Origin of the sequence: Flavobacterium pokkalii (genome assembly GCF_014596575.1) — a bacterium.
GTDB lineage: Bacteria > Bacteroidota > Bacteroidia > Flavobacteriales > Flavobacteriaceae > Flavobacterium > Flavobacterium pokkalii.
This window is the reverse complement of record NZ_NASZ01000011.1, coordinates 1-25,040: the sequence shown is the minus strand read 5'-3', so window position 1 is coordinate 25,040 and position 25,040 is coordinate 1. Positions and strand designations below refer to the sequence as shown.

General features: G+C 33.8%; 20 protein-coding genes. 2 read left to right on the top strand and 18 right to left on the bottom strand.

Annotation, left to right across the window (positions count from 1 at the left end; translation table 11 throughout):
* The 18 genes from B6A10_RS08485 to B6A10_RS08400 form a co-directional block, all read right to left on the bottom strand.
* The gene (locus B6A10_RS08485) at positions 1-1,431 is read right to left on the bottom strand and encodes a leucyl aminopeptidase family protein (protein ID WP_188220544.1); all 1,431 of its coding nucleotides are present in this window, start codon (positions 1,429-1,431) and stop codon (positions 1-3) included.
* Entirely contained in the window at positions 1,432-2,565 is a 1,134-nt protein-coding gene (locus B6A10_RS08480) for an alpha/beta hydrolase (protein ID WP_188220543.1), read from the bottom strand.
* A 185-nt stretch (positions 2,566-2,750) separates the two neighbouring features.
* The gene (locus tag B6A10_RS08475; RefSeq protein WP_188220542.1) at positions 2,751-3,251 is read right to left on the bottom strand and encodes a hypothetical protein; all 501 of its coding nucleotides are present in this window, start codon (positions 3,249-3,251) and stop codon (positions 2,751-2,753) included.
* A gap of 12 nt (positions 3,252-3,263) precedes the next feature.
* Positions 3,264-3,863, bottom strand: a complete 600-nt coding sequence (gene hisIE / locus B6A10_RS08470; RefSeq protein WP_055093175.1) for a bifunctional phosphoribosyl-AMP cyclohydrolase/phosphoribosyl-ATP diphosphatase HisIE — start codon at positions 3,861-3,863, stop codon at positions 3,264-3,266.
* 27 nt (positions 3,864-3,890) lie between these two features.
* Entirely contained in the window at positions 3,891-4,646 is a 756-nt protein-coding gene (hisF, locus tag B6A10_RS08465) for an imidazole glycerol phosphate synthase subunit HisF (RefSeq protein WP_188220541.1), read from the bottom strand.
* A gap of 34 nt (positions 4,647-4,680) precedes the next feature.
* Positions 4,681-5,040 carry a four helix bundle protein gene (locus B6A10_RS08460; RefSeq protein ID WP_188220540.1) on the bottom strand — a complete coding sequence of 120 codons (360 nt, stop codon included), beginning with the start codon at positions 5,038-5,040 and terminating at the stop codon, positions 4,681-4,683.
* Positions 5,041-5,056: 16 nt separating this feature from the next.
* Positions 5,057-5,788, bottom strand: coding sequence for a 1-(5-phosphoribosyl)-5-[(5-phosphoribosylamino)methylideneamino]imidazole-4-carboxamide isomerase (gene hisA, locus B6A10_RS08455; protein WP_188220539.1), 732 nt, complete (start codon positions 5,786-5,788; stop codon positions 5,057-5,059).
* Between the two features lie 64 nt (positions 5,789-5,852).
* Entirely contained in the window at positions 5,853-6,440 is a 588-nt protein-coding gene (gene hisH / locus B6A10_RS08450) for an imidazole glycerol phosphate synthase subunit HisH (protein WP_188220538.1), read from the bottom strand.
* Between the two features lie 100 nt (positions 6,441-6,540).
* Positions 6,541-7,677: a bifunctional histidinol-phosphatase/imidazoleglycerol-phosphate dehydratase HisB gene (gene hisB / locus B6A10_RS08445; RefSeq protein ID WP_188220537.1), complete on the bottom strand. Its 1,137-nt coding sequence runs from the start codon at positions 7,675-7,677 to the stop codon at positions 6,541-6,543.
* A gap of 140 nt (positions 7,678-7,817) precedes the next feature.
* Positions 7,818-8,861, bottom strand: coding sequence for a histidinol-phosphate transaminase (gene hisC / locus B6A10_RS08440; protein ID WP_188220536.1), 1,044 nt, complete (start codon positions 8,859-8,861; stop codon positions 7,818-7,820).
* 90 nt (positions 8,862-8,951) lie between these two features.
* Positions 8,952-10,244 carry a histidinol dehydrogenase gene (hisD, locus tag B6A10_RS08435; protein ID WP_188220535.1) on the bottom strand — a complete coding sequence of 431 codons (1,293 nt, stop codon included), beginning with the start codon at positions 10,242-10,244 and terminating at the stop codon, positions 8,952-8,954.
* A gap of 56 nt (positions 10,245-10,300) precedes the next feature.
* Positions 10,301-11,158: an ATP phosphoribosyltransferase gene (gene hisG / locus B6A10_RS08430; RefSeq protein WP_055093159.1), complete on the bottom strand. Its 858-nt coding sequence runs from the start codon at positions 11,156-11,158 to the stop codon at positions 10,301-10,303.
* 256 nt (positions 11,159-11,414) lie between these two features.
* On the bottom strand, positions 11,415-11,912 hold the full coding sequence (locus B6A10_RS08425; protein WP_188220534.1) for a hypothetical protein: 498 nt from the start codon (positions 11,910-11,912) through the stop codon (positions 11,415-11,417).
* A gap of 78 nt (positions 11,913-11,990) precedes the next feature.
* Positions 11,991-13,112: a VIT1/CCC1 transporter family protein gene (locus tag B6A10_RS08420; protein ID WP_188220533.1), complete on the bottom strand. Its 1,122-nt coding sequence runs from the start codon at positions 13,110-13,112 to the stop codon at positions 11,991-11,993.
* Positions 13,113-13,127: 15 nt separating this feature from the next.
* Positions 13,128-14,246, bottom strand: coding sequence for an efflux RND transporter periplasmic adaptor subunit (locus B6A10_RS08415; protein WP_188220532.1), 1,119 nt, complete (start codon positions 14,244-14,246; stop codon positions 13,128-13,130).
* 10 nt (positions 14,247-14,256) lie between these two features.
* On the bottom strand, positions 14,257-18,585 hold the full coding sequence (locus B6A10_RS08410) for a CusA/CzcA family heavy metal efflux RND transporter (RefSeq protein WP_188220531.1): 4,329 nt from the start codon (positions 18,583-18,585) through the stop codon (positions 14,257-14,259).
* 48 nt (positions 18,586-18,633) lie between these two features.
* Positions 18,634-20,013 (bottom strand): sensor histidine kinase, encoded by a 1,380-nt coding sequence (locus tag B6A10_RS08405; RefSeq protein ID WP_188220530.1) that lies wholly within the window; start codon positions 20,011-20,013, stop codon positions 18,634-18,636.
* Positions 20,014-20,019: 6 nt separating this feature from the next.
* Positions 20,020-20,682, bottom strand: a complete 663-nt coding sequence (locus B6A10_RS08400; RefSeq protein ID WP_188220529.1) for a response regulator transcription factor — start codon at positions 20,680-20,682, stop codon at positions 20,020-20,022.
* 194 nt (positions 20,683-20,876) lie between these two features.
* Between B6A10_RS08400 and B6A10_RS08395 the strand changes: the two genes are divergently transcribed.
* Both B6A10_RS08395 and B6A10_RS08390 read left to right on the top strand, forming a co-directional pair.
* Positions 20,877-22,979 (top strand): LTA synthase family protein, encoded by a 2,103-nt coding sequence (locus tag B6A10_RS08395; protein ID WP_188220528.1) that lies wholly within the window; start codon positions 20,877-20,879, stop codon positions 22,977-22,979.
* A gap of 53 nt (positions 22,980-23,032) precedes the next feature.
* Complete coding sequence (locus B6A10_RS08390; protein WP_188220527.1) at positions 23,033-24,940, top strand: LTA synthase family protein; 1,908 nt, start codon at positions 23,033-23,035, stop codon at positions 24,938-24,940.
* Positions 24,941-25,040 lie beyond the last annotated feature (100 nt).

Here is a 25,040-nt window from a genome sequence, read left to right as displayed (position 1 = left end):
TCATAATTTTTCTATGAATTTAGTCAATAAATGAACACCAAACGCAGTTGCATGTTTTGTTTTTGCAAACTCATCATCAATAAATGCGACACCGGCTATATCTAAATGTGACCAGGCCGGATGCTCTTTAGTGAAAAATTCCAGAAATTTAGCCGCACTTATAGCACCGGCAACTGGTTTTCCGCTAAAATTCTTCACATCGGCAATTTCGCTTTCAATATCATTTTTATAACAATCCCATAGAGGCAATGGCCATAAACGTTCGCCAATGGATTCCCCTGTTTGTTGAAGATCTTTGGAAATAGTTTCATTATTACTAAACAAAGCAGCGCATTCATAGCCAAAAGTTGCCACGCTGCTTCCGGTAAGAGTTGCTACATCAATCAGGTATTCGGGATTGTAATTTTTTATCAAATAAGAAATTCCGTCGGCTAAAACCAAACGGCCTTCCGCATCGGTATCAATGATTTCTATCGAATTTCCGCTATAACTGTAAATTACATCGCTGGGCAAAAAAGCCTGATTATCAACGGCATTTTCGGCACAGGGAACAATAGCGGTCACTTTTACCGGTAATTGCAAATCGGCAATTAAGTGCATTGCTCCCAAAACTGCCGCGCCTCCGGCCATATCACATTTCATGTGTACCATTCCGGCGGTTTTGATATTTAATCCTCCGGTGTCAAAGGTGATTCCTTTTCCAACCAATCCGACATGTTTTAGATTTTTTTCCGCATTTTTAGGCACATAATTCATAATAACAAATTGAGGCTCTTTTTCGCTGCCTTTTCCAACAGCCACAAAAGCACCTAAATTTTGCTGAATTGCTTCTTCTAATCCAATAATTTTTACGTCAAAACCCAATTCATTTCCTTTGTCCTTAGCCCAATTAGCCAAATATTTAGGAGTAATTTTATTGGGAGGTAAATCGACTAAAGCAAAAGTTTCCAATTGCGCATTCGCAATTTTTACAGCTTTTGTAATCGATTCAGAAAAATTATTTGAAGAAAGAATTTTAAGTTCAAAATCGGGATTTAAAAACGGATGTGCTTCCTTCGTTTTATAATGTCCTAAATTGTAGGTTCCTAAAAACAACCCTGAAACAGCGGCTTCAACTTGTTCTTCGGTAAAAGCTTCCGGTAAAAATAAAGACACATCATGAGTAAATGTGTCTTTTTCTTTAAATGCAATTCGTCTGAAAATTGTTTGCAGCGCTTTAAAATCAATAATTTTTCCTAAGCCAATAAATAAGTACAAATTTCCATCCTGTTCCGTTAAATAACTACTGTCCTTTTTTCCATAAAAAACAGAAGAAGGAATACTGATTTCGCCAAATTTAATCGGAATCAGGTTTTTTATACCGGTTTCGAAAACAGGAATTAAAACCGTGCCAGAGAAATTTTCTAAGCTATTAATTACAGTGGTTTTCATTTAGTTGTCTTTAGTATTAAAAAAAAGCCATTCGATTGCCTTAGGAAATTCGTCACTCCAGTAAGCTTCGTTATGTTTTCCTAATTTATTGATACTGAGATTAATTTTCATTTTATCATCAACAAATTCATTTTTTATAACTCTTTTCTTGAAAGCTTTTACATGTTCAATCATGGTTTCACTTTCGTCACCGCCTGCATACAGATAGATTTTAGTTGCATCAGAATCATCATGATTTTTAATTTTAATCTTAGGATCTACCCAAAGCGAAGGTGAAAAAATCATCAATTTCCCAAAAACCTCCGGATAACGCAATCCTGAAAAAATACTCACCAAAGCGCCCATGGAACTTCCGCCAATTCCGGTAAATTCCCGTTCTTTTTTGGTTCTGAAATTACTGTCCACATAAGGTTTTAGAGTCTCAACCAGGAATTTAATGTATTTTTTTCCCTGTCCTTTTCCTAAAAGTGTTTTTCCAACATTGTATTCTTTAATACGGTCTTCTTCGGCATGTTCGACAGCAATAACAATGATTTTTCCAATTTTATATTCGGACATCACAGCCAGTTTTTTATCAATTTCCCAATTACCGTATTCGGCATTTTCGTTGAATAAATTTTGAGCATCCTGCAAATACATCACCGGATAATTTTCGTTTGAAGTATCGTAATCATGTGGCAACAAAGCCCAGACTTTTCGGGTGGTGTTGAGTTGCGGAATTTCAAATTCATCGGAAATTAACTGAATTTGCGGTAAAAAATTAGGTTTAAACGGCAGCCAGTTTTTTCTCCAGCGAAAAACGTGTTCTTTTTGTATTCCGGTATGCTGCGTGGTAGAACGGTTTTCTGTTCGTTCACCATTTTCATCGATTTCTACGGCGCTCCAATCGCCTTTTGTAAATTTATACAATAGGGTTTCGGGATAATTAAAATCATGAGTGAATTTAAAATGATACAATCCTGTACCCATTTTTTCCATCATAAAATCTTTATCCTGAGTACGCCAGTCATTAAAATTTCCGGAAATATACACCGGACGAAAATCATCTTCGTCGGTAGTTAGTATTATATGTAATCCTGTTTCTATTTTTGTATCGATTAAATCTTCTGAAAAATGTGTTTTGTCAAAAATCATAAGTCCTTGCCTCTAAATGATTAATTTCTGTGGTAAATATAACGGATTGCTTTTTTTTGAAAAAGTAAAAACGAGTCAATAGCAGAAATTTAATCTCCTATTGACTCGTTCTAACGATAAATTAACACAAAATATTGATGCTATTTCTGACGACTCTTTAAAAATTGTAGGACTTTAAATAAAATCTAAATTCTTTTTATTCCTTTTGTAAAATCTTCATCATTACGCTTTAATTTGAAAATATATCCAGAATTAACAGCTATTTCGAGATAAAATTCATCATTCTCATTTATTTTATTCCAATATTGTTCATCAAAATCAATGATGTTTATTTTCCAATCATCGAATTGTATTCGATGTTCGATAGGTCTTTCACTCTCATTATTGTATATTTTATTTTTAACTTTTACAATTCCAACATATTTGATTTTATCTTTCAAATCAAGAGTATAATTATTTTCTACTATGGCTTTTAAAAAAACTAAACCAAAAACAATTAGAGAAATTATCTTTATAAAATGATATGCGTTGTGTTTTAAAACATCCTTTAGCAGAAAATAATTAATTAAAAAAAGAAAACTAAAAAGGATCAAAAAAATGAAATTAGTTTTATTATTTTTCTGATGTTTTTGTTTTAATTCTTTAATATCTGAATCGGAAAATGACTGTTTGAGTAAAGAAGACATCTTCTTAATTATTTATTTCTGACGACTCTTTAAAACATTAATCACATCGTCTAATTTGTAGCCTTTTGCCTGTAACAAAATCAAATAATGAAACAATAAATCGGCGCTTTCTCCTAAAAATAATTCTTCATCATTATCTTTGGCCTCAATCACTACTTCAACGGCTTCCTCACCTACTTTTTGAGCAATTTTATTGATTCCCTTTGCAAAAAGAGAAGCTACATAACTTTTCTCAGAATCAGCATTTTCTTTTCGGGATTCAATAGTTTCTTCCAATTCAGAAATAAAACCATAATTATTTTTGTTTGGAGTTTGCCAACAAGTGTCCGCTCCGGTGTGACAAGTTGGTCCTACAGGTTGTGCCTGAATCAATAAAGTATCTTCATCACAATCGTTTTTGATGTCCACCAAATTTAAAAAGTTGCCACTTTCTTCTCCTTTTGTCCAAAGACGTTGCTTAGAACGGCTAAAAAAAGTTACTTTTCCGGTTTCTAATGTTTTTTGATAAGCTTCTTTGTTCATGTAGCCCAGCATCAAAACATTTTTAGTTTCGCTATCCTGAATGATGGCAGGAATTAATCCGTGAGCCAGTCTTGAAAAATCTATTTCCATTTTATTTTAGATTTTAGAATTCAGATTTTAGATTCTGACTTCTATATTGTTATTTTTAAGTTCTTTTTTCAAAGTCTTGATTTCAATTTCTTTGAAGTGAAAAACACTCGCAGCCAAAGCAGCATCAGACTTTCCTTCTACAAAAGTATCCACAAAATGTTGGATATTTCCCGCTCCGCCCGAAGCAATAATCGGGATATTAACTAAAGTCGATAAATGTGCCAAAGCTTCATTAGCAAATCCGTTTTTGGTTCCGTCGTGATCCATCGAAGTAAACAAGATTTCTCCGGCACCTCTTTGCTCCACTTCTTTTGCCCAATCAAATAATTTAATTTCCGTAGGTACTTTTCCTCCAACTAAATGCACGATCCATTCGCCGTCAATTTGCTTGGCATCAATTGCCACAACTACACATTGACTTCCAAATTTTTGTGCCAAATCATTAATCAATTGTGGATTTTTAACCGCAGATGAATTGATTGAAACTTTATCGGCTCCGTTTTGCAACAAAACTTCCACATCTGAAACTGCGGAAATCCCTCCTCCTACTGTAAAAGGAATATTAATTGTTGCGGCTACTTTTCGAACCAAATCAACTAAAGTTCGTCTTCTTTCTTCCGTTGCCGAAATATCAAGAAAAACTAATTCATCAGCTCCTTCATCCGAATAAATTTTGGCTAATTCCACCGGATCACCTGCATCGCGCAAATCTACAAAATTTACACCTTTTACTGTTCTTCCGTTTTTGATATCCAAACAAGGGATTATTCTTTTTGTTAACATTTTTAGTTAAGTATTAATTAGTAAGGATGAAGCATTAAGTTTTCTTTTGATTGTTTTTTGCAGTAATAATAATACTTTTAATCAATTTTAAAACTTCTACACCATCATTATTTAAACTTATAAACTCTTCATTCGAAAGATAATTTGTTGCTTGTAAAAGCTCTAACCAATATAAAGTTTCATCTGTTTCTTTTTGAGAAATTCCCATTTTATGAATAAAATCTGCTTTACTTTCAGCATTTTTTGCTTCACGAACATTAGCTCCAATTGAAGTTCCTGAGCGTAAAACTTGTTTACTCATAACATATTCATTTCTTGAAACTAGTGTTTTATATAAATTAACTATACGAATTGCAAAAGAAAAACTTTTAACTTTTATAATATCTTCACTCATACTTAAAACTTAATCCTTACGACTTACAACTTAATATATAGTTTTCCAATTGTTTCAACGTAATTCTTCCTTCGTAAATGGCTTTCCCGATGATGGTTCCTTCACAACCTATTTCAGCCAATTTTGGTAATTCGTCAAAAGTTGAAATTCCTCCCGAAGCAATTAATTTTAAACCTTTGGCCTGATCCAGAATTTTAGAATATAAATCAAAACTTGGTCCTTGCAACATACCGTCTTTAGCAATATCGGTACAAATTACATATTGAATGCCTTTGTTTTGATAATCCTGAATAAACGGAATCAAATCTTCATTGGATTCTTCCAGCCAACCCGAAACGGCAATTTTTTCGTTATTAGCATCAGCACCTAAAATAATTTTATCTGAACCGTATTCAGCAATCCATTTTTCGAAAACTTCGCGATTTTTTACCGCGATACTTCCACCGGTAATTTGGTTTGCTCCACTTTCGAAAGCAATTTTCAAATCAGAATCGGCTTTTAATCCTCCACCAAAATCAATTTTTAATTTGGTTTGGGTTGCAATTTGTTCTAATATTTTATAATTGACAATCTTGCTTGATTTGGCTCCGTCCAAATCTACCAAATGCAAATACTCAATTCCGTGCGCTTCAAATTCTTTGGCTACTTCAAGCGGATTTTCGTTGTAAATTATTTTAGTATTGTAATCACCTTTGGACAAACGAACACATTTTCCTTCGATGATGTCTATTGCAGGTATTATTCTCATTTTTTTGTCATTGCGAGGAACGAAGCAATCTCATTCCGCTGATTTTTAATATTACTATTGAAATTTAAAGATTTAATTCAAGAAAGTTTTTCAAAATTTTCTCTCCCACATCCCCACTTTTCTCGGGATGAAATTGTGTTCCTAAGAAATTACCATTTTCCAAAGCTGAAGAATATTCAACTTCATAATCAGTTGTGGCGATGGTTTCATTGCATAGCGGCGCATAAAAACTGTGCACCAAATACATATACTCTTTTTCGGCTACATCCTTAAATAAATCCGATTTTAGATTATAAATCGTATTCCAGCCCATTTGTGGCACTTTTACTTTTGGAGAAAATTTGACCACATTCACATCAAAAATTCCTAATCCTGTGGTGTTGCCTTCTTCGGTATGATTACACATTAATTGCATTCCCAGACAAATTCCTAAAACAGGCTGTTTCAAAGTTGGAATCAAAGTATCCAAGCCGCTTTCCTTAAGCATTTTCATAGCATAACTTGCTTCGCCTACACCTGGAAAAATCACTTTGTCTGCTGCTTTTATTTCTTCAGGATTATTCGTTAACACAGCATTATATCCAAGTCTTTCTATTGCAAAAAGAATACTTTGAATATTTCCTGCTCCGTAATTGATAATAACTATTTTCACTTTTTAAGTATTAATTATTAAGTAATAAGTATTAAGTTTTAAGTATGAGTTTTTAATGCCTTTTAAATTAATAACTCATACTTAAAACTTACTACTTATATTAAAGCATTCCTTTTGTTGAAGGTAAAATCATTTTCTCTGTATCACGTTTTACGGCTACTTTTATTGCTTTTGCAAAAGCTTTAAAGATAGCTTCAATTTTGTGATGTTCGTTATCGCCTTCTGCTTTGATGTTGATGTTCGCTTTCGCACCATCAGAGAATGATTTAAAGAAGTGAAAAAACATTTCGGTTGGCATTTTACCTACCATTTCACGTTTAAATTCGGTTTCCCAAATCAACCAGTTTCTACCTCCAAAATCAATAGCAACCTGTGCCAGACAATCGTCCATTGGTAAACAGAAACCGTAACGCTCAATACCTAATTTATTTCCTAAGGCTTTAGCATAAACTTCTCCAAGTGCAATCGCAGTATCTTCAATCGTGTGATGTTCATCTACTTCTAAATCGCCTTTTACTTTGATGTCTAAGTCCATTTGTCCGTGACGGGAAATTTGGTCCAACATATGATCAAAAAAGGCGATTCCGGTATCAATGTTACTTTTTCCGGTTCCGTCCAGATTTAATTTGATATAAATATCTGTTTCGTGTGTTTTTCTGGTGATGGAAGCGGTACGAGCTTCTAATTTTAAAAACTCATAGATTTTTTTCCAATCAACCGTTTGTAAAACGATGATGTCTTCTAATTCATTATGAGCAACCGAAGTTTCACTTCCACCTAATCCATCTTCCTGCTTTAGAAAAATGGCTTTTGCTCCTAAATTCTTTGCTAATTCTACATCGGTAATTCGGTCTCCTAATACAAAAGAATTAGCCAAATCGTAATTTGGATTATCGATGTATTTGGTTAACATTCCGGTGCGAGGTTTGCGTGTAGGTGCATTATCCTCAGGAAATGAACGGTCGATAAAAATATCGTCAAACAGTACACCTTCGTTTTGGAATGCTTTTAAAATGAAATTTTGTGTAGGCCAAAAAGTATCTTCTGGAAAAGAATCCGTTCCCAAACCATCCTGATTGGTTACCATTGCCAATTCATAATCCAATTCGTTAGCAATTTTTGCCAAATATTGAAAAGCTTTTGGAAAAAACTCCAATTTTTCCAAACTGTCTAATTGATATCCTTCCGGTTCTAATACAATCGTTCCGTCACGATCGATAAAAAGTACTTTTTTCATTTTATTTATTTTTAAAACACAAATTTTACAGATTTTCACAAATTCTAAATTGCTTAAATTCTATTTCTTTTGGGTTTTTACTACTCTATTTTTTACTACGACTACTTTTAAAAATTTGTGCTAATTTGTGAAATTTGTGTTTAGATCGATTGTAAGGCCTCCATCAATTTTTTATTCTCCTCAGACGTTCCAACAGTCAAACGTAAAGTGTTTTCACAAAGCGGTTGTGTGGTTCTGTTACGAATTACAATACCCTTTGCAATTAATTCGTCGTAGCGTTTATTAGCATCATCTACTTTGATAAGGATGAAATTAGCTTCTGTTGGATAGATTTTCTCAACAAAAGAAACATGATTTAAAACATCCAATAAAGTATCTCTCTCCGTTAATATCGAGCTAATTTCTCTATTGATTTTCTCCTGATCGTTTAATCTTTCCAAAGCTCTTTGTTGGGTCAATTCGTTAACGTTATAAGGAGGTTTGATTTTGTTTAATACAGCAATTACTTCAGTTGAAGCGTAGCAAATTCCCAAACGAATTCCTGCCAAACCATAGGCTTTTGAAAGGGTTTGGGTAATAATCAAATTTGGATATTGGTCTAATTTTTCTAACCAACTTGCTTTATCTGAAAAGTCAATGTATGCCTCGTCGATTACTACAAAACCATTGAAATTTTCTAAAATAGTAGTTACGCTTTCGGTAGAAAATGAATTTCCGGTTGGGTTATTGGGTGAACACAAAAAGATCAATTTGGTTGTAGGCGTAATCGCTGCTAAAATTTGATCCACTTGTGGCTGAAAATCAGCTGTCAATAAAATCTCCTTATTTTCAACATTATTGATATTAGCTAAAACGCCGTACATGCCGTAAGTTGGTGGCAACGTAATGACATTGTCCACTTTTGGCTCGCAAAAAGCTCTGAACAATAAGTCCAAAACTTCATCACTTCCGTTTCCTAAAAGAATTTGTTGTGGTTTTAGGTTTTTGATTTCGCCCAAAGCTACTTTTACATTAGCCTGTTGCGGATCCGGATAACGGTTTACTCCATTTTGATACGGATTTTCATTGGCGTCCAAAAAAACCATTTCGGCAGTATCAAAATCTTCAAACTCATCACGCGCCGAAGAATAAGGTTTTAAAACCTTTACGTTGTCACGAATTAAATTATTTATATCAAATTTCATCTTTATTATCTTTAAAAGAATATAGAAAAGAGAGAATAGAATATAGATTAAATCTACTTAACATATCATCTCTGCTCTATTTTCTCTATTCTATTTTCTTTTTTTTATCTCAGCTAATCTCAAAGTCACTGCATTCTTATGTGCCTGCAATCCTTCAGCTTCTGCCATGATTTCAATAGCTTTTCCAATGTTTTGGATTCCTTTTTCGGAAATTTTCTGGAATGTCATTGATTTCATAAAACTATCTAAGTTTACACCTGAATAATTTTTAGCATAACCATTCGTTGGCAACGTATGATTGGTTCCTGAAGCATAATCTCCGGCACTTTCAGGTGTATAATTACCAATAAAAACAGAACCGGCATTTTCTATATTATCCACATAAAAATCATTGTTAGCCGTACAAACAATAAAGTGTTCCGGACCATATTCATTGATTAAATCCAAAGCAATTTCATCATTCTCAACAAAAATCAATTTAGAATTAGCAATGGCTTTTTCAGCAATAGCTTTTCTTGGTAAAACTTCTAATTGGGATTGAATTTCGTTTTCAACAGCATCCATCATAGATTTTGAAGTAGAAACTAAAATTACCTGACTGTCTGTTCCGTGTTCCGCCTGAGACAATAAATCAGAAGCTACAAAAGCAGGAACTGCCGTATCATCAGCAACCATTAAAAGTTCAGATGGTCCTGCAGGCATATCAATCGCTACTCCAAATTGCGTTGCCAATTGTTTAGCCACCGTTACATATTGATTTCCGGGACCAAATATTTTATAAACTTTAGGAATTGAATTTGTTCCAAAAGTCATTCCGGCAATCGCCTGAATTCCTCCTACTTTGATAATTTTGGTTACACCACATAAATTGGCCGCATATAAAATCGCAGGATTGATGTTTCCTTGTTTGTCCGGAGGCGAGCACAAAACAATTTCCTTGCATCCCGCAATTTTAGCAGGAACAGCCAACATTAAAACTGTAGAAAACAACGGAGCCGTTCCACCAGGAATGTACAAACCTACTTTTTGAATCGGTCTTTTTTCCTGCCAGCATTGCACGCCTTCAACCGTTTCTACCGAAACACGAGTGGTTTGTTGTACTTTATGAAAAGTTTCAACATTGGCTTTAGCCAAAGCAATAGCGTCTTTTAAATCTGCTGGTAAACTGGCAATGGCAGCCTCAATTTCAGCAGTAGTAACTTCGATATTTTCAAAAGAAACGCCATCAAATTGCGTCGTATATTTGGCTACAGCCAAATCTCCGTCTTTTTGAATCGCTGCAAAAATTTCTTTTACAGTTCCTTCAATATCGTTAACCGTTTTGGTGGGTCTTTCTAAAATGGAAGCCCAAGAATCGGCTGTTGGATTATATATTTTGTTCATTTTCTTTTTAGTTATGAGTTATGAGTTATTCGACAGGCGTATAACCTATAACTTTTCTACAAAACCATTTTCTCAATTGGGCAAACCAAAATTCCTTCGGCGCCGGCTTCTTTTAACTGATCGATTACTTCCCAGAAAGTATCTTTGTCAATTACTGTGTGCACACTACTCCAGCCTTCCTGAGCCAACGGCATTACGGTTGCACTTCTTAAAACCGGAAGAATATTACTAACGGCTTCGATTTTGTCGTTAGGTACATTCATCAAAATATATTTTGATTTACGAGCTCTTAAAACTGCGTCAATTCGGAATTTTAAAGTGTCAATGATTTTTTGAGTTTCCGGACTTACTTTTGGTGAAACAGCCAAAACAGCCTCGCTTTTCAAAATTACTTCAACCTCTTTCAGGTTGTTTTTAAACAAGGTACTTCCGCTGGAAACGATGTCCACAATGGCATCGGCAAGTCCAATATTTGGAGCTATTTCTACCGAACCGGAAATTTGGTGAATATCTACCGACATTCCGTATTTGTTAAAATACTCAATTACCGTATTTGGATAAGAAGTAGCAATTCGTAAACCGTCTAAATCTTTTACCGAATTGTATTCAAAATTTTTAGGAACAGCAACGGAAACTTTACATTTAGAAAAACCTAATTTTTGAATTACCTCAATATTTTTTCCTTTTTCAACCAATAAATTATCTCCTACAATAGCAATATCTACTACTCCGTCAATTAGATACTGAGGAATATCAGAGTTTCTCAGGTATAAAACTTCTAAAGGAAAATTAGAGGCTTCTGCTTTTAACTGATCAATACCATTGTTGATAGAAATTCCGGCATCTTTCAAAATTTGGATACTGTCTTCGTTTAATCTGCCTGATTTTTGGATTGCAATTTTTAACGTACTCATTGTTTTACTTTTTTATGTTTTGTTGAATGTGTTTGAGTACAAAGGACTTAACACACAATGAAAAACCCGTTTGATGTACTCAAACGGGTTTATTAATATGATGACTTACACGCATACCATTAACATATCGCTTGAGAGCAATAATAAGAATGATGATGATGTAATTGATTTGATAACATGTTCTTTTTTGTTTAGTGCTGCAAATATAAGCGATTAAATAGTTACAACCAAATTTTTAATTTAACTAATATGACATTTAATCTTTATCAAAAATAGTAGAAGAAGCTTCGGTATTAATCTTGGTAGAAATCATATCATTACGAATTTCAGTGTGACGAATTTCTCCTCCCGTAGTTCCTACTTTTACCGAAACAATTACGGCTACAATTGCAATAACAAGAATGCTATAAGCAAAGAAAAGCGCTTTAGAATGATGCGTAATATTGCTAATAAGCCCTATAACTGAAGCACACCCTAATAAATACATCAGAATGGCAAATTTCTCTGCTGTTTCTTCATGATTATGAATGATTTTATGTCCGATTTCAGGCAAATCTTCTACCATTTTTTCGGCACCTTCTCCGGTAACCATACTAAAAACAGTAAAAGTAGTTGCTATAATAAACAAAAGATAAGCTGTATTTTTAATCGAAGTACTTTTGAAATACAAACCACCTAATAAAACCAAAAATCCAAAAATAGTTCCTATAATTGGAAAGTGATTGACCAGCAAATGAAGATGAGCGTCATTCATAATAATAAATTTTTAGTTAGCACTATTGAGATAAAAATAACAAAAAAATGCTTGCCCTGAGAAGATTCTACAAGGAAATTATCCCGCCAAAGAAACGCCAATAAAAGAACCAATTCCGTAAGTTACAGCAGCGGCAGCCAACCCAAACAAAACCTGTCTGAATCCCGAAAACCAAATGCTTTTAGCTGTTAGTAAAGTGATGGCTGCTCCTATTCCAAACAAACCAATTACACAACTTCCTAAACTTAGAAAAACAGCCTGATTACAATTCAAAAAAATAAAAGGATACAACGGAATTATGGCTCCAATGGAAAACAAAATAAAAGAAGCTATGGCTGCTTCCCAGGCAGAACCTCCCAACTCTTCTTTGTCAATTCCTAATTCTTCTGTAATAATGGCATCCATCGCCGTGTCTTGGTTTTCAAAAGCTTTTTCGGCTAATTTTTGCGCTTCTTCCTGATTCATTCCTTTAGCCTGATACAACAAAACCAGTTCTTTTTTTTCGTCTTCCGGTGATTCTTCCATTTCTTCCATTTCTAAATCAATTTGGTGTTGATTTAATTCTCTGGAACTTTGTACCGATAACCATTCTCCTAAAGCCATCGAAATGGCTCCTGCCAATAATCCTGCAATTCCGGTCAGCAAAATAGTATCGTTAGAAACTGCTGCTCCGGCAACACCCATCACCAGACTCATATTGGAAACTAAACCATCGTTTGCTCCTAAAACAGCTGCCCGCAAAGCATTTCCTCCCACCGATTTATGACGGCTTTCAAATTTGGATAACAAAACTCCGGAAACATTTAGCGATTCATTTTCACTAACCGCTTCAATAATATTTAGATGATTGTGTTCAAAACCGGAAGTTTTTATGCCTTTGGCTTTTTTATCTTTTATCGCAATTTCAGCAAATTCTCTTTCGGTGTTAGACAAGCTGCTAATGATGCTGTTATATCCAAAATATTTTCCGGCTTTTAATTGCATTTTGGCTCTGGAGGAAGCCGATGGCATTTGGTAATCTGCGTCCAAAGCGTTCACTTTTTGAAAAATTTGTCTGGCATGTCCTTTTTCAATATCAGCTAAACCATTTAAAACTTTGCTTAAATTAGCATCATTTTGTATAGCTGCTATATTTTCATAAAGAAAAGCGGTATCAACTTCCGTTTGTAACTGTGCTTTTAGTTTTTTTAAATTATTCATAACTTTAAAAAAAAATTAATTCACAACATCATAGATTCCTTTAGTTAGTATTTTTGATTGCGCATCAATTTGTTTCTCTGGTATTATTTCTACATAATCCTGAGATGTTGATCCAATGCTAACCGCAACTTTTTTAAAAGTATAAATACCATTTTGATGTTTATTGACTAAAAGTACGAAATTTTTGCTTTCTTCAGCTAGCAAAGCTTCTTTAGGAATGGCCAAAGCCTTTTTAGAATCGACAATAATACTGGCTTCTACAAACATTCCGGTTAGTAACTGCTGCTTTATTTTGTCGTCTAAATGTGCGTGAATATTAATAGTTCGGTCGTTTCCTTCTATCGATTTTCCAACCAAATGAACATTAGCATGGAAAACTTCTTTAGAAGCTTCCGGAACTGTAAATAAAATATCCTGCTCCTTTTTTATTTTTAAAATGTCTTTTTCAAAAATAGCCAATTCTAAATGCAAATGATTCGTTTGAATAATTTCCAAAATCACATCCGAAGGATTAATATGCATGCCTAAATGGGCATTCATCACTACAATATCACCCGAAATTGGAGCGTAAATAGTAACAACAGAAGTTAATTTTCCCTGTTCTACTTTTACAGGATTGATGTTTAAAAGTTTTAGTTTTTCTTTCAAACTCTGATACATTCCTTTGGCTCTTTGAAAATCACTTTCGGCTTTGAGGTAATTTTTTTGCGAAGTAATTTTTTCATCAAATAAAGTTTTCTGACGAAGGTATTCGGATTTTAAATAATTCATTTGCGAAGCTACTTCCAAATATTCTTTTTGAATATCCAAAAATTCAGTGTTCTCCAGTGTTAATAAAGGCTGACCTTTAACAACTTTATCTCCCACTAAAAGTTGAGTTGATTTTACATAACCACCTATAAAAGAAGTAATTTGAGAACGATTTTGCGGCGGAACATCAACTTTTCCGGAAGCTTTCACAGTTTCATCAAAATTTTGTTCAGAAGGATTTCCAATAGCCATTCCGACGGATTGAAATTGGGTATCAGTTACCGAAATCAAATCCGAATCCACAACAGCATTTTCTTCTGTTTTATGCTCTTTGCAAGAAATAAAAACAGCGGATAAGATAAATATGGCGAGTAATTTTTTCATTATAATATCATTAAAAATTTAAAAATTGATAATCTAATTGTGTTTGATTAAAGTGAAGAACATTTTCTAGATATTCGATTTCAATCACAGTCGCATTTTCCAGACTCTGGATGTATTGAAAAAAATCAATTTCTCCGTGTTTGTAACTCATGTTTGCTACTTTCAGGATTTCGTCAGCCAGTTTTTTTCCTTGCTGATTGTAGTAATTAATTGCTTCCTGATATTTGAATAATTCATTCTTTTTGCTTTCCAGAAAACTATTGATTTTTTCTTTTTCATGCTGCTGCTGTGCTTCCCAACTTTCCAATTCTAATTGGGCAACTTTAACTTTAGAAACATTTCCGGAAAATAGAATCGGTACAGCAATTCCCACTTGAAAACCATTTAAAGATTGCGATAATCCTTTGTTTGTTCCTCGAAAATATTCCAGATGTAAATCAGGTAACCAACTTTGCTTTTGTATATTCAAACGATTTTTATAATTATCTGTAACTGATTGATAATAATTGGTATAAATATCTTTATTTAAGCTTTCGGTTAAGATTTCTAAAGGCTGAATATTAGTAGTTTTGATGATAATTTTTTCTTCCGACTGAAGATTAAAATATAACAAATCATACTGTGCATTTTTCTCTTTTTTTACCTGACTTAGTTTCAAAGCTATTTGTCGGGCTTTGGATTGCGCTGTGATTTTTTCGAGATAATTACTTTCGCCTAATTCAAAACGTCGATTGCTGGCTTTGGCAAAATTTTGATATAAACTATCCAGTTTTTGATACAAAATTTCCTGATGTTGCAGATACACAATTTGATAGAACAACTTTGAAATTTCCAGACTCAGCTTATTTTTTTCTAATTCAAAAACGGCTTTTTGCTGTTCAAATTCTGCGACATTCAATTTCTTTTGAGCACTGTAAACTGTCGGGAACAAGAAACTTTGCTGAGCACCAAAAACTTTCAGAGGTTTATTATTGAATGCCAGATTATTTTGATCAAAATTGTAATAAATAACGGTTTTATCAAAAGTATAAGCACTGTTGATATTGCTTTTCATTTTTTCAACCTGAAGCTGAGAAGCTCTTAAAGCTTTGTTATTTTGGATTCCAATAGTAATCAGCTGATTCAATTCTTCAGTTGCATTTTGAGAAAAAACAAAAGACGAACTGAACAAGAAAGTGAATAAAATCAACGGATTATTTTGTTTGAATTTTGGTTTTTTAAATTCTTTACCGTCAAAAATTTTAAACAAAACCGGTAAAACAATCATAGTTAAAATAGTTGCGGTAAACAATCCTCCGATAACTACTGTAGCTAAAGGTCTTTGTACTTCGGCACCGGCAGATGAGGAAATTGCCATCGGCAAAAAACCTAAAGCGGCGGCGGCAGCTGTTAGCAATACAGGACGTAGCCTGTCGGTAGTTCCTTTTAAAATTAATTCGTCCTTATTAGTCATGCCCTGATGTTTAAGTTCTTTAAAATGTTCGATTAAAACAATTCCGTTAAGCACTGCTATTCCAAAAAGTGCAATAAATCCAACTCCCGCCGAAATACTGAAAGGCAAATCCCGAATCCATAAAAACAATATCCCTCCAACAGCAGAAAGTGGAATTGCCGAATACACCATCAGAGCCTCTTTGACGGAACCAAACGCAAAATAGAGCAGAATAAAGATTAAAAATAATGCCAGCGGAACGGCTATTAACAAACGATTTTTAGCCGATTGAAGATTTTCAAACTGACCGCCGTATTTCACATAATAACCCGTTGGCAGTTTAATTTTAGTATTTACAATCTTTTGAATATCGGTTACAACACTTTGTAAATCACGATTTCTCACATTAATACCAATCACAATTCGACGATGCGTATTATCTCTGGAAATTTTAGCAGGACCTTCGCTATATTCAATTTGAGCTAATTCCTGCATCGGTATTTGTTCTCCCGAAGGTGTTGTAACATAGAGATTTTTCAAATCTTCTATGTCATGACGGTTGTTTTGATTCAAACGAATAACCAAATCAAATCGTTTTTCGCCTTCAAAAACATTTCCAACAGTTTTTCCGGCAAACCCCAGCGCTATCAATTCGTTTAAATCGGCGATATTCAAACCATAACGCGCCACTTTCGAACGATCATATTGAACGCTCATTTGTGGTAAACCTTCGGTTTTTTCGATAATAACATCTGATGCTCCTTCGACATGCGTAATAGCTTTTTGAATTTCATTGGCTTTTTGAGCCAAAACATCTAAATTTTCTCCAAAAACTTTCACCGCCACATCCGAACGTGTTCCCGAAATCAATTCGTTAAAACGCATTTCAATTGGCTGGGTAAACTCAATTTCCATGTTTGGAATTTGCACTTCAATGGCTTCTTTCATTTTATCGGCCAGTTCGTCTTTAGTTGAAGCCGAAACCCAGTCAGATTTCGATTTTAATTTCACAATCACATCACTTTCTTCCATACTCATTGGGTCGGTAGGAACTTCGGCAGCACCAATACGGCTGACAACCTGTTTTACTTCCGGAAATTTTCGAAGTATTTTTTCAATTTTGGTCGTGGTTTCAATAGTTTTACTCAAAGAAGTTCCTGTTTTTAAAACCGGTTGAATTACAAAATCACCTTCGTCTAATGTAGGAATGAATTCGCCTCCCATCGTTGTAAATAAAACAATTGCCAATGCTAATAAACCAACAGAACCATACAAAACTTTTTTGGTATTCACCAAAGCCCATTTGATTATAGGCAAATAAAATTCATTTAATTTAGCTATGAGCTTATTGGAAACCGATTTCGGATTTTCTTCTTTTGGTTTTAAAAACAAAGAAGAAACCACCGGAACATAAGAAAAACAGAACAGCATTGCTCCTATTAAAGCAAAACTAAAAGTCATTGCCATAGGCTTGAACATTTTTCCTTCAATCCCGGAAAGCGAAAGAATCGGAATAAAAACAATTAAAATAATCAGTTGACCAAAAACAGCCGAATTCATCATTTTAGAAGCACTTTTATAAGTAATCTGATCAATTTCTAATTGACGGTCTTCTTCCGGAATTTGCGCTAAATGTTTTGATTTATGGGCTATTTGAAAAGCTATAAATTCCACAATAATTACAGCTCCGTCAATAATAATTCCAAAATCGATAGCGCCTAAACTCATCAAATTAGCATCAATTCCAAAAATATTCATTAACGAAATAGCAAATAACAGACATAATGGGATAACTGAAGCAACCACAAGTCCGGAACGCCAGTTTCCTAACAATAAAACTACCACGAAAACTACAATCAAACAGCCTAAAATCAAGTTTTCAGCAACAGTAAATGTAGTTTTGGAAACTAATTCACTTCGCTCCAAAAAACCATTAATGTAAACACCTTCCGGCAACGTTTTTTGAATTTCGGTAATACGTTCCTTTACATCCTGAATTACCTGTTTGGAGTTGGCATCTTTCAGCATCATCACCTGTCCCAGCACCTTCTCTCCTTCTCCGTTTCCGGTTATAGCTCCAAAACGATTGGCATAACCAAAACGAACATCAGCCACATTTTTAATATAAACCGGAAGTCCGTTGTTGTTTTTTACTACAATATTCCCAATGTCTTCAAGGGTTTTTACCTTTCCTTCTGCACGGATAAAATAACTTTGATTGACTTTTTCGATATAAGCGCCTCCGGCAATTCCGTTATTGTTTTCTAATGCTTTAAAAACTTCTGAAACGGTGATATTCATTGCCTTTAAACGCGCCGGAGAAACCGCCACTTCATATTGTTTTAAATATCCGCCCCAGGTATTAATTTCAACCACTCCTTTGATTCCGGAAAGTTGACGTTTAACCACCCAATCCTGAAGCGTTCTCAAATCGGTAATAGAATAATTGTTTTTAAATTCAGGTTTTACTTCCAGCGTATATTGGTAAATTTCACCAAGTCCGGTTGTAATTGGTCCCATTTCAGGAGCTCCAAAACCTTCAGGAATTTTCTCTGCTGCTGATTTTATTTTTTCGGCAATTAATTGTCGTGGTAAATACGTTCCTAGATTATCCTCAAAAACGATAGTAACTACTGAAAGTCCAAATTTAGAAACCGAACGAATTTCTTTAACACCCGGCAAATTAGACATTTCAATTTCAACCGGATACGTAATAAATTGTTCAATATCCTGCGTAGAAAGATTTCGGGAAGTGGTAATTACCTGCACCTGATTATTAGTTACATCAGGAACGGCTCCGATGGAAATTTGGAAAACTGAATAAACTCCAAAACCAAAAATCCCCAATGTAAATAATAAAACAATGAGTTTGTTTTTTAAACTAAAAGCTATAATTTTTTCTAACATTTATATTCTTTTAAAGTTCAAAAGTATAATACAACGTTTAGAGTTTGCTTAAGGGAAGCTTAAGATTATTTTTGTTCCAAAATTTTCCTGACTCAAAACTTCTATTTCAACAGCAAGAAGCAAACACAGTTTTTTTACAATCGCTAATCCTAAACCGCTCCCTTTAATTTCCGGATGTTTTCCTGCATTAGATCGGTAAAACTGATGAAATATTTTTTGTAAATCCGATTTCGGGATTCCGATTCCGTTGTCAATAATAGTACATTTTACTTTATTGTTTTCTTCTGAAAAACTTATAGTTAGCTTACCGTTATTCTCGGAATACTTTAAAGCATTTGAAATCAAATTATTTAAAATAATACTAATCAAATAAGGATCGGAAATAACATTAAAATCCTGCTGAAAATCGGCTGAAATACTAATATTTTTAGATTGTATATTATTTGAAAAGCGGGATAAAACTTCAGGGATAAGTAAATTCAAGCTAACTTTTTCCTTTTTTACTAATTGCTGCTGATCTTCAAAACGAGCCAATAAAAGCAACTGATCAACCAAATGATTCAAACGATTCACTTCGGCAACACAATAATTAATTTTTTCCTGATATTCTTCCTGAGTGCGCGGTTTTCGGATTAAGACTTCCAGAGTTCCTTTAATCACCGTTAGCGGTGTACGCAATTCGTGGGAAGCATCTGAAGTAAATTGTCTTTCCTTTTCAACTGCGTTTTCAATCCGGTCTAATAAGTTGTTAATCGTTTGTGAAAGCACCAATAATTCGTCTTTCTTTTGTGGCAATTCAATTCTCGATTTCAAATTATCTTTAGTAATAATATCGGCTGTTTGAATAATGGCTGTAATCGGTTTTATACTGCGCCCGGCAATGAATCGGGCTATAAAGAAGAGTAAAATCAGAATTAAAGGATAGGCGATTAATAAGGTTTGCGATAAATTTTGAAGTACCATCGAAGCATCTTCCAGCGACATCGCCACCAATAAATAACCTATAATTTTAGAGTCGCTGTAAATAGGAACCTGAATTTGGCGAATTTTGTGTTGCAATAATTTTGAATCAAATAATTGGTTGTTTTCAATTTCCGCATTAAATCCTAATGTTTCTTTTTTAAGATTTGGTGATTTTTCTTTGATGTTTTTCTTGCTGTCCAAAAATTCGATAAAAACCGGGTTTACATCCAGCGTATTATGTTCTCTTTCGTTCCATTCATTCAAATGAATCAAATGATAATTGTTATTTTCAATGGCAATTTCGTTCAGATGATTTTCGACTTCTTTAGAAATATCATTGTTCAAATGGTTGTAAACACTGAACTTTACAATTGAATAAATAGTAAAAAACACCACAAAAACCAATAAAGCGGTCGTGATGATGTAATGAAAAGCGATTCGGTTTTTGAACGAAAGTTTCTGCATATTTTTTTAATCATTTGCGATATAGCCAACGCCTCTGATGGTTTTGATGTAATCTTCTTCGACTTTTAAATTTAATTTTTTACGAATAGCATTCATAAAAACATCAATCACACCGGTATCATATTCAAAATGAATATCCCAAACATCTTCAATAATTTGATTTCGGGTACACACTTTTCCTTTATTTTGAACCAAATAACTTAATAGTTCAAATTCCCGTTGGGTTAAAATCACTTCTTTATCATTGGTAAAAACCTGATGTTTCTGAAGATCAATTGTAACGGGACCAAGTGTAAGATGGTCCGGATTTTTAGGTTTTCTGAAATGCACCTTAATACGTTCGACTAATTCTTCAAAACTAAATGGCTTTTTAATGTAATCATTCGCTCCTGATTGCAATCCTTCAATGGTTTCCTGAACCGTGTCTTTAGCCGTTAAAAATAAAATAGGAATTGCCGAATTGCTTTTTCGTATTTCTTTACAAAGCTCCAGTCCGGTCATTTTAGGCAACATCCAATCGAGTAAAATTAAATCAAAATGATTTTCCAGAAATAAATCAAAACCTCTTGCACCGTCAAAAGCAGTTGAAATTTGGTATCCTTCTTCCTCCAAACCCTGTTGTAGAAATTGCATGATTCCTATTTCGTCTTCTACTATTAAAATGTGCATTTTTTATGTTTTTTATTCGGATTAAAAGGAACTATTTTAAAGTTTTTTCAGGAATTCAGAATCAAATGTAATTTAAAAATAAGACTTATTTAGCATAATAAAACAATCTTAAGTGAAACTTAAGACGATAAAGCGGTCGCTATTTCTGTTTATCTCATCAAATTAATTAATTTTGCAAAAAAAATAAACCAAATATGTTCTTTACCAAAAAACTGGCTCCATTTATCAATCTTACGTTGTTTTATGTCGCTATTAGTCTTATTCTTCGAATTGTATTAGTTTTTCATCCCATAACACAATCTTCTTTTTCAGGATTAGAAATTTTAAAGATTTTTTCATTCGGACTCGTTTCGGATGTATTTGTATTTATTCTGGCAAGTGGATTTTTATGGTTGTATCTTATTTTTGTTTCCAATGGGAAGTACCAAAAACCTTTTGGTTACATACATTTAGGATTATTAGTTGCACTTTTTTTATATATTTTATCCGGTAAATCAGTACTTACGGAGTATGGCGGTGGTTTGGCTAAAGTGGGATTGATTTTCGTAGGAATCAAAACGTTTTTGTTTGCTTTGCTACTATTTTTACCTCAAAAAAGAGATAAAATCAGGTATTGGCTATTTTCATTTGTAATCTTTTTATATGTTGTCGCAATTCTGCAAAATGCCATCAGCGAGTTCTTTTTCTGGAACGAATTTGGAGTAAAATACAATTTTATCGCAGTAAACTATTTGGTTTATACCAATGAAGTGATTGGAAACATCATGGAATCTTATCCGGTTGTTCCAATTTTTGGAACTTTATTTATTGTAGCCGGAATTATCAGTTATTTCATTATCAAAAAATCAAAGATTTATATCGAAAAAATCCCTTCTGTTTTTGAAAAAATCCAAATTTCAATACTTTATTTTCTGTTCTTTGGTTTATCCCTTTGGGCCGTTCCTAATTTGGCGAAAGCCGAAAATGACACCAATGTTTTTACAAATGAATTACAGGCCAATGGGGTTTATCGTTTTTATCTGGCTTTTGTAAACAGCGAATTAGATTATTTTAAATTTTACAAAACTTTACCGGAAAAAGAAGCTTTTGCTTTATTGAAAAATCAAATCCCCAATATCAAGGGGTTTTCTACAGCAAGAACCATTCAGTCAGACAGTACCGAAATTCATAAAAATGTAGTACTGATTACCATTGAAAGTTACAGCGCTGATTTTATGAAAATGTATGGAAACAAAGATAATATAACTCCGTTTTTAGACGATTTAGCAAGCAAAAGTTTAGTGTTTACCAATTTGTATGCTTCCGGAAACCGTACCGTTCGCGGATTAGAAGCTGTTACTTTATGCCTGCCTCCTACTGCCGGTGAAAGTGTGGTAAAACGAAAAGATAATAAGGAGAAATTTTCAACCGGAAGTGTTTTTAAATCCAAAGGTTATCAGGTAAAATACCTTTACGGAGGAGATGCTTTTTTTGACAATATGGAAGATTTCTTTTCCGGAAACGGCTATGAGATTGTAGATAAAAAAACAATGAAACCGGAAGAAATTACATTTGCTAATATTTGGGGTGTTTGCGATGAAGATATGGCTAATAAAGCAATTCAGACGATGAATGCCGAAGCACAAACCGGAAAACCGTTTTTCAATCACTGGATGACTGTGAGTAACCACAGACCATTTACTTACCCAAACAATAAAATTGATATTCCGGGTGATGCCAAATCACGAAAAGGCGGTGTAAAATATACCGATTATGCTTTAGGGAAATTCTTTGAAATGGCGCAAAAACAGCCTTGGTTTAAAAATACTGTTTTTGTTATCGTTGCCGATCATTGTGCTTCGAGTGCCGGAAAAACAGAACTGCCAATGGATAAATACCGCATTCCGGCTATGATTTACAGTCCCGGATTTATTGAGCCGCAACATTATAGTCAACTGATGTCGCAGATAGATTTGATGCCAACACTTTTTGGGTTATTAAACTTTAATTATCAGTCCAAATTTTTTGGTCAGGATGTGATGAAGGCCAATTACAAACCGCGAGCTTTAATTGCTACTTATCAGGATTTAGGATTAATCAAAGATAACGTTCTGACTATCCTTTCGCCAAAACAACAGGTCAAACAATACGAATTGATTTTAAAACCAAAAGAAGGTATTGAAACGGATTTTCAATTATATTATGACGAAAAGCCATTGAAAAAACAACGAGTTGATTTGGTGAATGATGCGATTTCTTTTTACCAAACTGCATCAGATATTTTGAAAAATAGAAAATATCAAAACAATAGTTTTTAAATCAAATTGGTATCAAAATAATTTACTTTTGTAAAAAATCGCACTTATTATTTATGTTAAAAATTTACCGGCTTACTTTTTGGTTGCGTCTTTGGATGTTCTGGCTTTTGTATTTTACGCTTCACAGAATTGTATTCCTTGTTTACAATTATGCTGTTTATAGTGAATACCCTGTTTTAGAACAATCAAGAGCTTTTTGGGAAGCCTTAAAGTTAGATTTATCCGCAGCCGGATACCTAATTGCAATACCTGGTTTACTGTTAATTGGACATGTTTTTTCGGTAAAATTTATCAACCGATTCAATTATTTTTTAATTGCTTTGGTTGGATTAATTAGCGTTACAGATACCTTACTTTATCATGAATGGGGTTCTAAATTAAACGCCTATGCTTTGTCGTTTTTGTATTATCCAACCCAAATGCTGGCGTCGGTTACTAATTCCCAAATAATACTTGCACTTGTCTTAGAAATCAGTTTGATTGGATTAGGTATTATTCTCTATAAATTCATTTTGAAAACAGGAAGACGTTCTTCAGTAGAGTTCGAAAAATTTAATTTTAGCCGAAAAAAAATCCATACAGCCGGTTATGGAACCGCTTCATTACTGATGTTAGGACTTACTTTTTTAGCCATCCGCGGAGGCTGGAATTTGGTACCTATTAATCAAAGTGCGGCTTATTATTCACTTCATGCTCCGTTGAATCATTTAGCTACAAATACTTCCTGGAATTTATTATTTGATGTTATTAAAACAAATAAGGCAAATGAACAAGGTGGTATTTCCTATTTTGATGAAAAAACCATTCAAAAAAACTTAAAAGAAATATATCGTTCTAATCCAAAGGAACAGGAAAAAATACTGGACAACACACGTCCAAATATTGTTTTGGTTATTCTGGAAAGCTATACTGCGGATGTTATCGAAACATTAGGCGGAGAAAAAGGTGTCGCTCCATATTTTTCTAAAATGACGAATGAAGGATTATTATTCGAGAATATTTATGCAACGGGAGACCGAACCGATAAAGGAATGGTTGGTATTTTAAGCAGTTACCCGGCACAAAGCTGTTCATCGATAATCAAAGAACCGCAAAAATTTGAAAAACTTCCTACTTTACCTGCTGTTTTAAAAGAGAATGGTTATTCTACCTCTGTTTTTTATGGCGGAGAATCGGAATTTGCCAATTTTAAAGCCTATTGGAAACACGCTTCTTTTGATAAAATTATCGATGAAGAAGAATTTGAAGAAAAAGATAAAAATTCCAAATGGGGCGCTCACGATCATGTTGTTTTCGAAAAAGTAATTAATGATTTAAGTAGCCAAAAAGCACCTTTTTTTACAACTGTTCTTACGTTAAGCTGTCACGAACCTTTCGAAACGCCTATTGCAACACCTTATGATAAAGCTGTTGAAAAGGAAACAGATATGAATAAAAAACAGGCTAATTTGTTTAGAAAAGCGGCTTATTATACCGATTGGAGTATTCATAAATTTATGGAAGCTGCCAAAAAACAACCTTGGTATGACCAAACTTTATTCATCTTTGTTGCTGATCACGGAAACAGGTTGCCAAAACTCTACAAAGATGCTCATCAATTCGAAAAATACAGAATTCCGCTGTTGTTTTACGGAAATGCAATTTCGAAAAAAATATTAGCTACAAGAAATTCCAGAATAGGTTCGCAAACGGATATCGTCCCTACCCTTTTAGGACAGTTAGGAATAGAAACTGCCGTATTCCAATGGGGAAAAGATTTATTAAATCCTTCTTCAAAGCAATTTGCTTTTTATTGTTATAATGAAGGAATGACGTGGATTACTCCGGAAGGTTCCCTGCGGTATGTAACAGCCACCGAAACACCTCAGTTTAAAGAGAATCAAAAAAATACGCTTTCAAAAGAATTGCCTTATGCTAAAAGCTATTTACAAGCTCTTTTAGAAGATTACGCTAAGAAATAACTAAATAACGTGAGTTCGATATAATTTTACTACAAATACGTAAAAATATTTGCACAAAAAAGCAAAAGCTAGTATATTTAAAGTGCTAATTTTCAAATAA

Excerpts from the sequence above, each read along its gene's own strand:
- B6A10_RS08485 (WP_188220544.1), bottom strand. The coding sequence starts at position 1,431 with ATGAAAACCACTGTAATTAATAGCTTAGAAAATTTCTCTGGCACGGTT.
- B6A10_RS08480 (WP_188220543.1), bottom strand. The coding sequence starts at position 2,565 with ATGATTTTTGACAAAACACATTTTTCAGAAGATTTAATCGATACAAAA.
- B6A10_RS08475 (WP_188220542.1), bottom strand. The coding sequence starts at position 3,251 with ATGTCTTCTTTACTCAAACAGTCATTTTCCGATTCAGATATTAAAGAA.
- hisIE (WP_055093175.1), bottom strand. The coding sequence starts at position 3,863 with ATGGAAATAGATTTTTCAAGACTGGCTCACGGATTAATTCCTGCCATC.
- hisF (WP_188220541.1), bottom strand. The coding sequence starts at position 4,646 with ATGTTAACAAAAAGAATAATCCCTTGTTTGGATATCAAAAACGGAAGA.
- B6A10_RS08460 (WP_188220540.1), bottom strand. The coding sequence starts at position 5,040 with ATGAGTGAAGATATTATAAAAGTTAAAAGTTTTTCTTTTGCAATTCGT.
- hisA (WP_188220539.1), bottom strand. The coding sequence starts at position 5,788 with ATGAGAATAATACCTGCAATAGACATCATCGAAGGAAAATGTGTTCGT.
- hisB (WP_188220537.1), bottom strand. The coding sequence starts at position 7,677 with ATGAAAAAAGTACTTTTTATCGATCGTGACGGAACGATTGTATTAGAA.
- hisC (WP_188220536.1), bottom strand. The coding sequence starts at position 8,861 with ATGAAATTTGATATAAATAATTTAATTCGTGACAACGTAAAGGTTTTA.
- hisD (WP_188220535.1), bottom strand. The coding sequence starts at position 10,244 with ATGAACAAAATATATAATCCAACAGCCGATTCTTGGGCTTCCATTTTA.
- hisG (WP_055093159.1), bottom strand. The coding sequence starts at position 11,158 with ATGAGTACGTTAAAAATTGCAATCCAAAAATCAGGCAGATTAAACGAA.
- B6A10_RS08425 (WP_188220534.1), bottom strand. The coding sequence starts at position 11,912 with ATGAATGACGCTCATCTTCATTTGCTGGTCAATCACTTTCCAATTATA.
- B6A10_RS08420 (WP_188220533.1), bottom strand. The coding sequence starts at position 13,112 with ATGAATAATTTAAAAAAACTAAAAGCACAGTTACAAACGGAAGTTGAT.
- B6A10_RS08415 (WP_188220532.1), bottom strand. The coding sequence starts at position 14,246 with ATGAAAAAATTACTCGCCATATTTATCTTATCCGCTGTTTTTATTTCT.
- B6A10_RS08410 (WP_188220531.1), bottom strand. The coding sequence starts at position 18,585 with ATGTTAGAAAAAATTATAGCTTTTAGTTTAAAAAACAAACTCATTGTT.
- B6A10_RS08405 (WP_188220530.1), bottom strand. The coding sequence starts at position 20,013 with ATGCAGAAACTTTCGTTCAAAAACCGAATCGCTTTTCATTACATCATC.
- B6A10_RS08400 (WP_188220529.1), bottom strand. The coding sequence starts at position 20,682 with ATGCACATTTTAATAGTAGAAGACGAAATAGGAATCATGCAATTTCTA.
- B6A10_RS08395 (WP_188220528.1), top strand. The coding sequence starts at position 20,877 with ATGTTCTTTACCAAAAAACTGGCTCCATTTATCAATCTTACGTTGTTT.
- B6A10_RS08390 (WP_188220527.1), top strand. The coding sequence starts at position 23,033 with ATGTTAAAAATTTACCGGCTTACTTTTTGGTTGCGTCTTTGGATGTTC.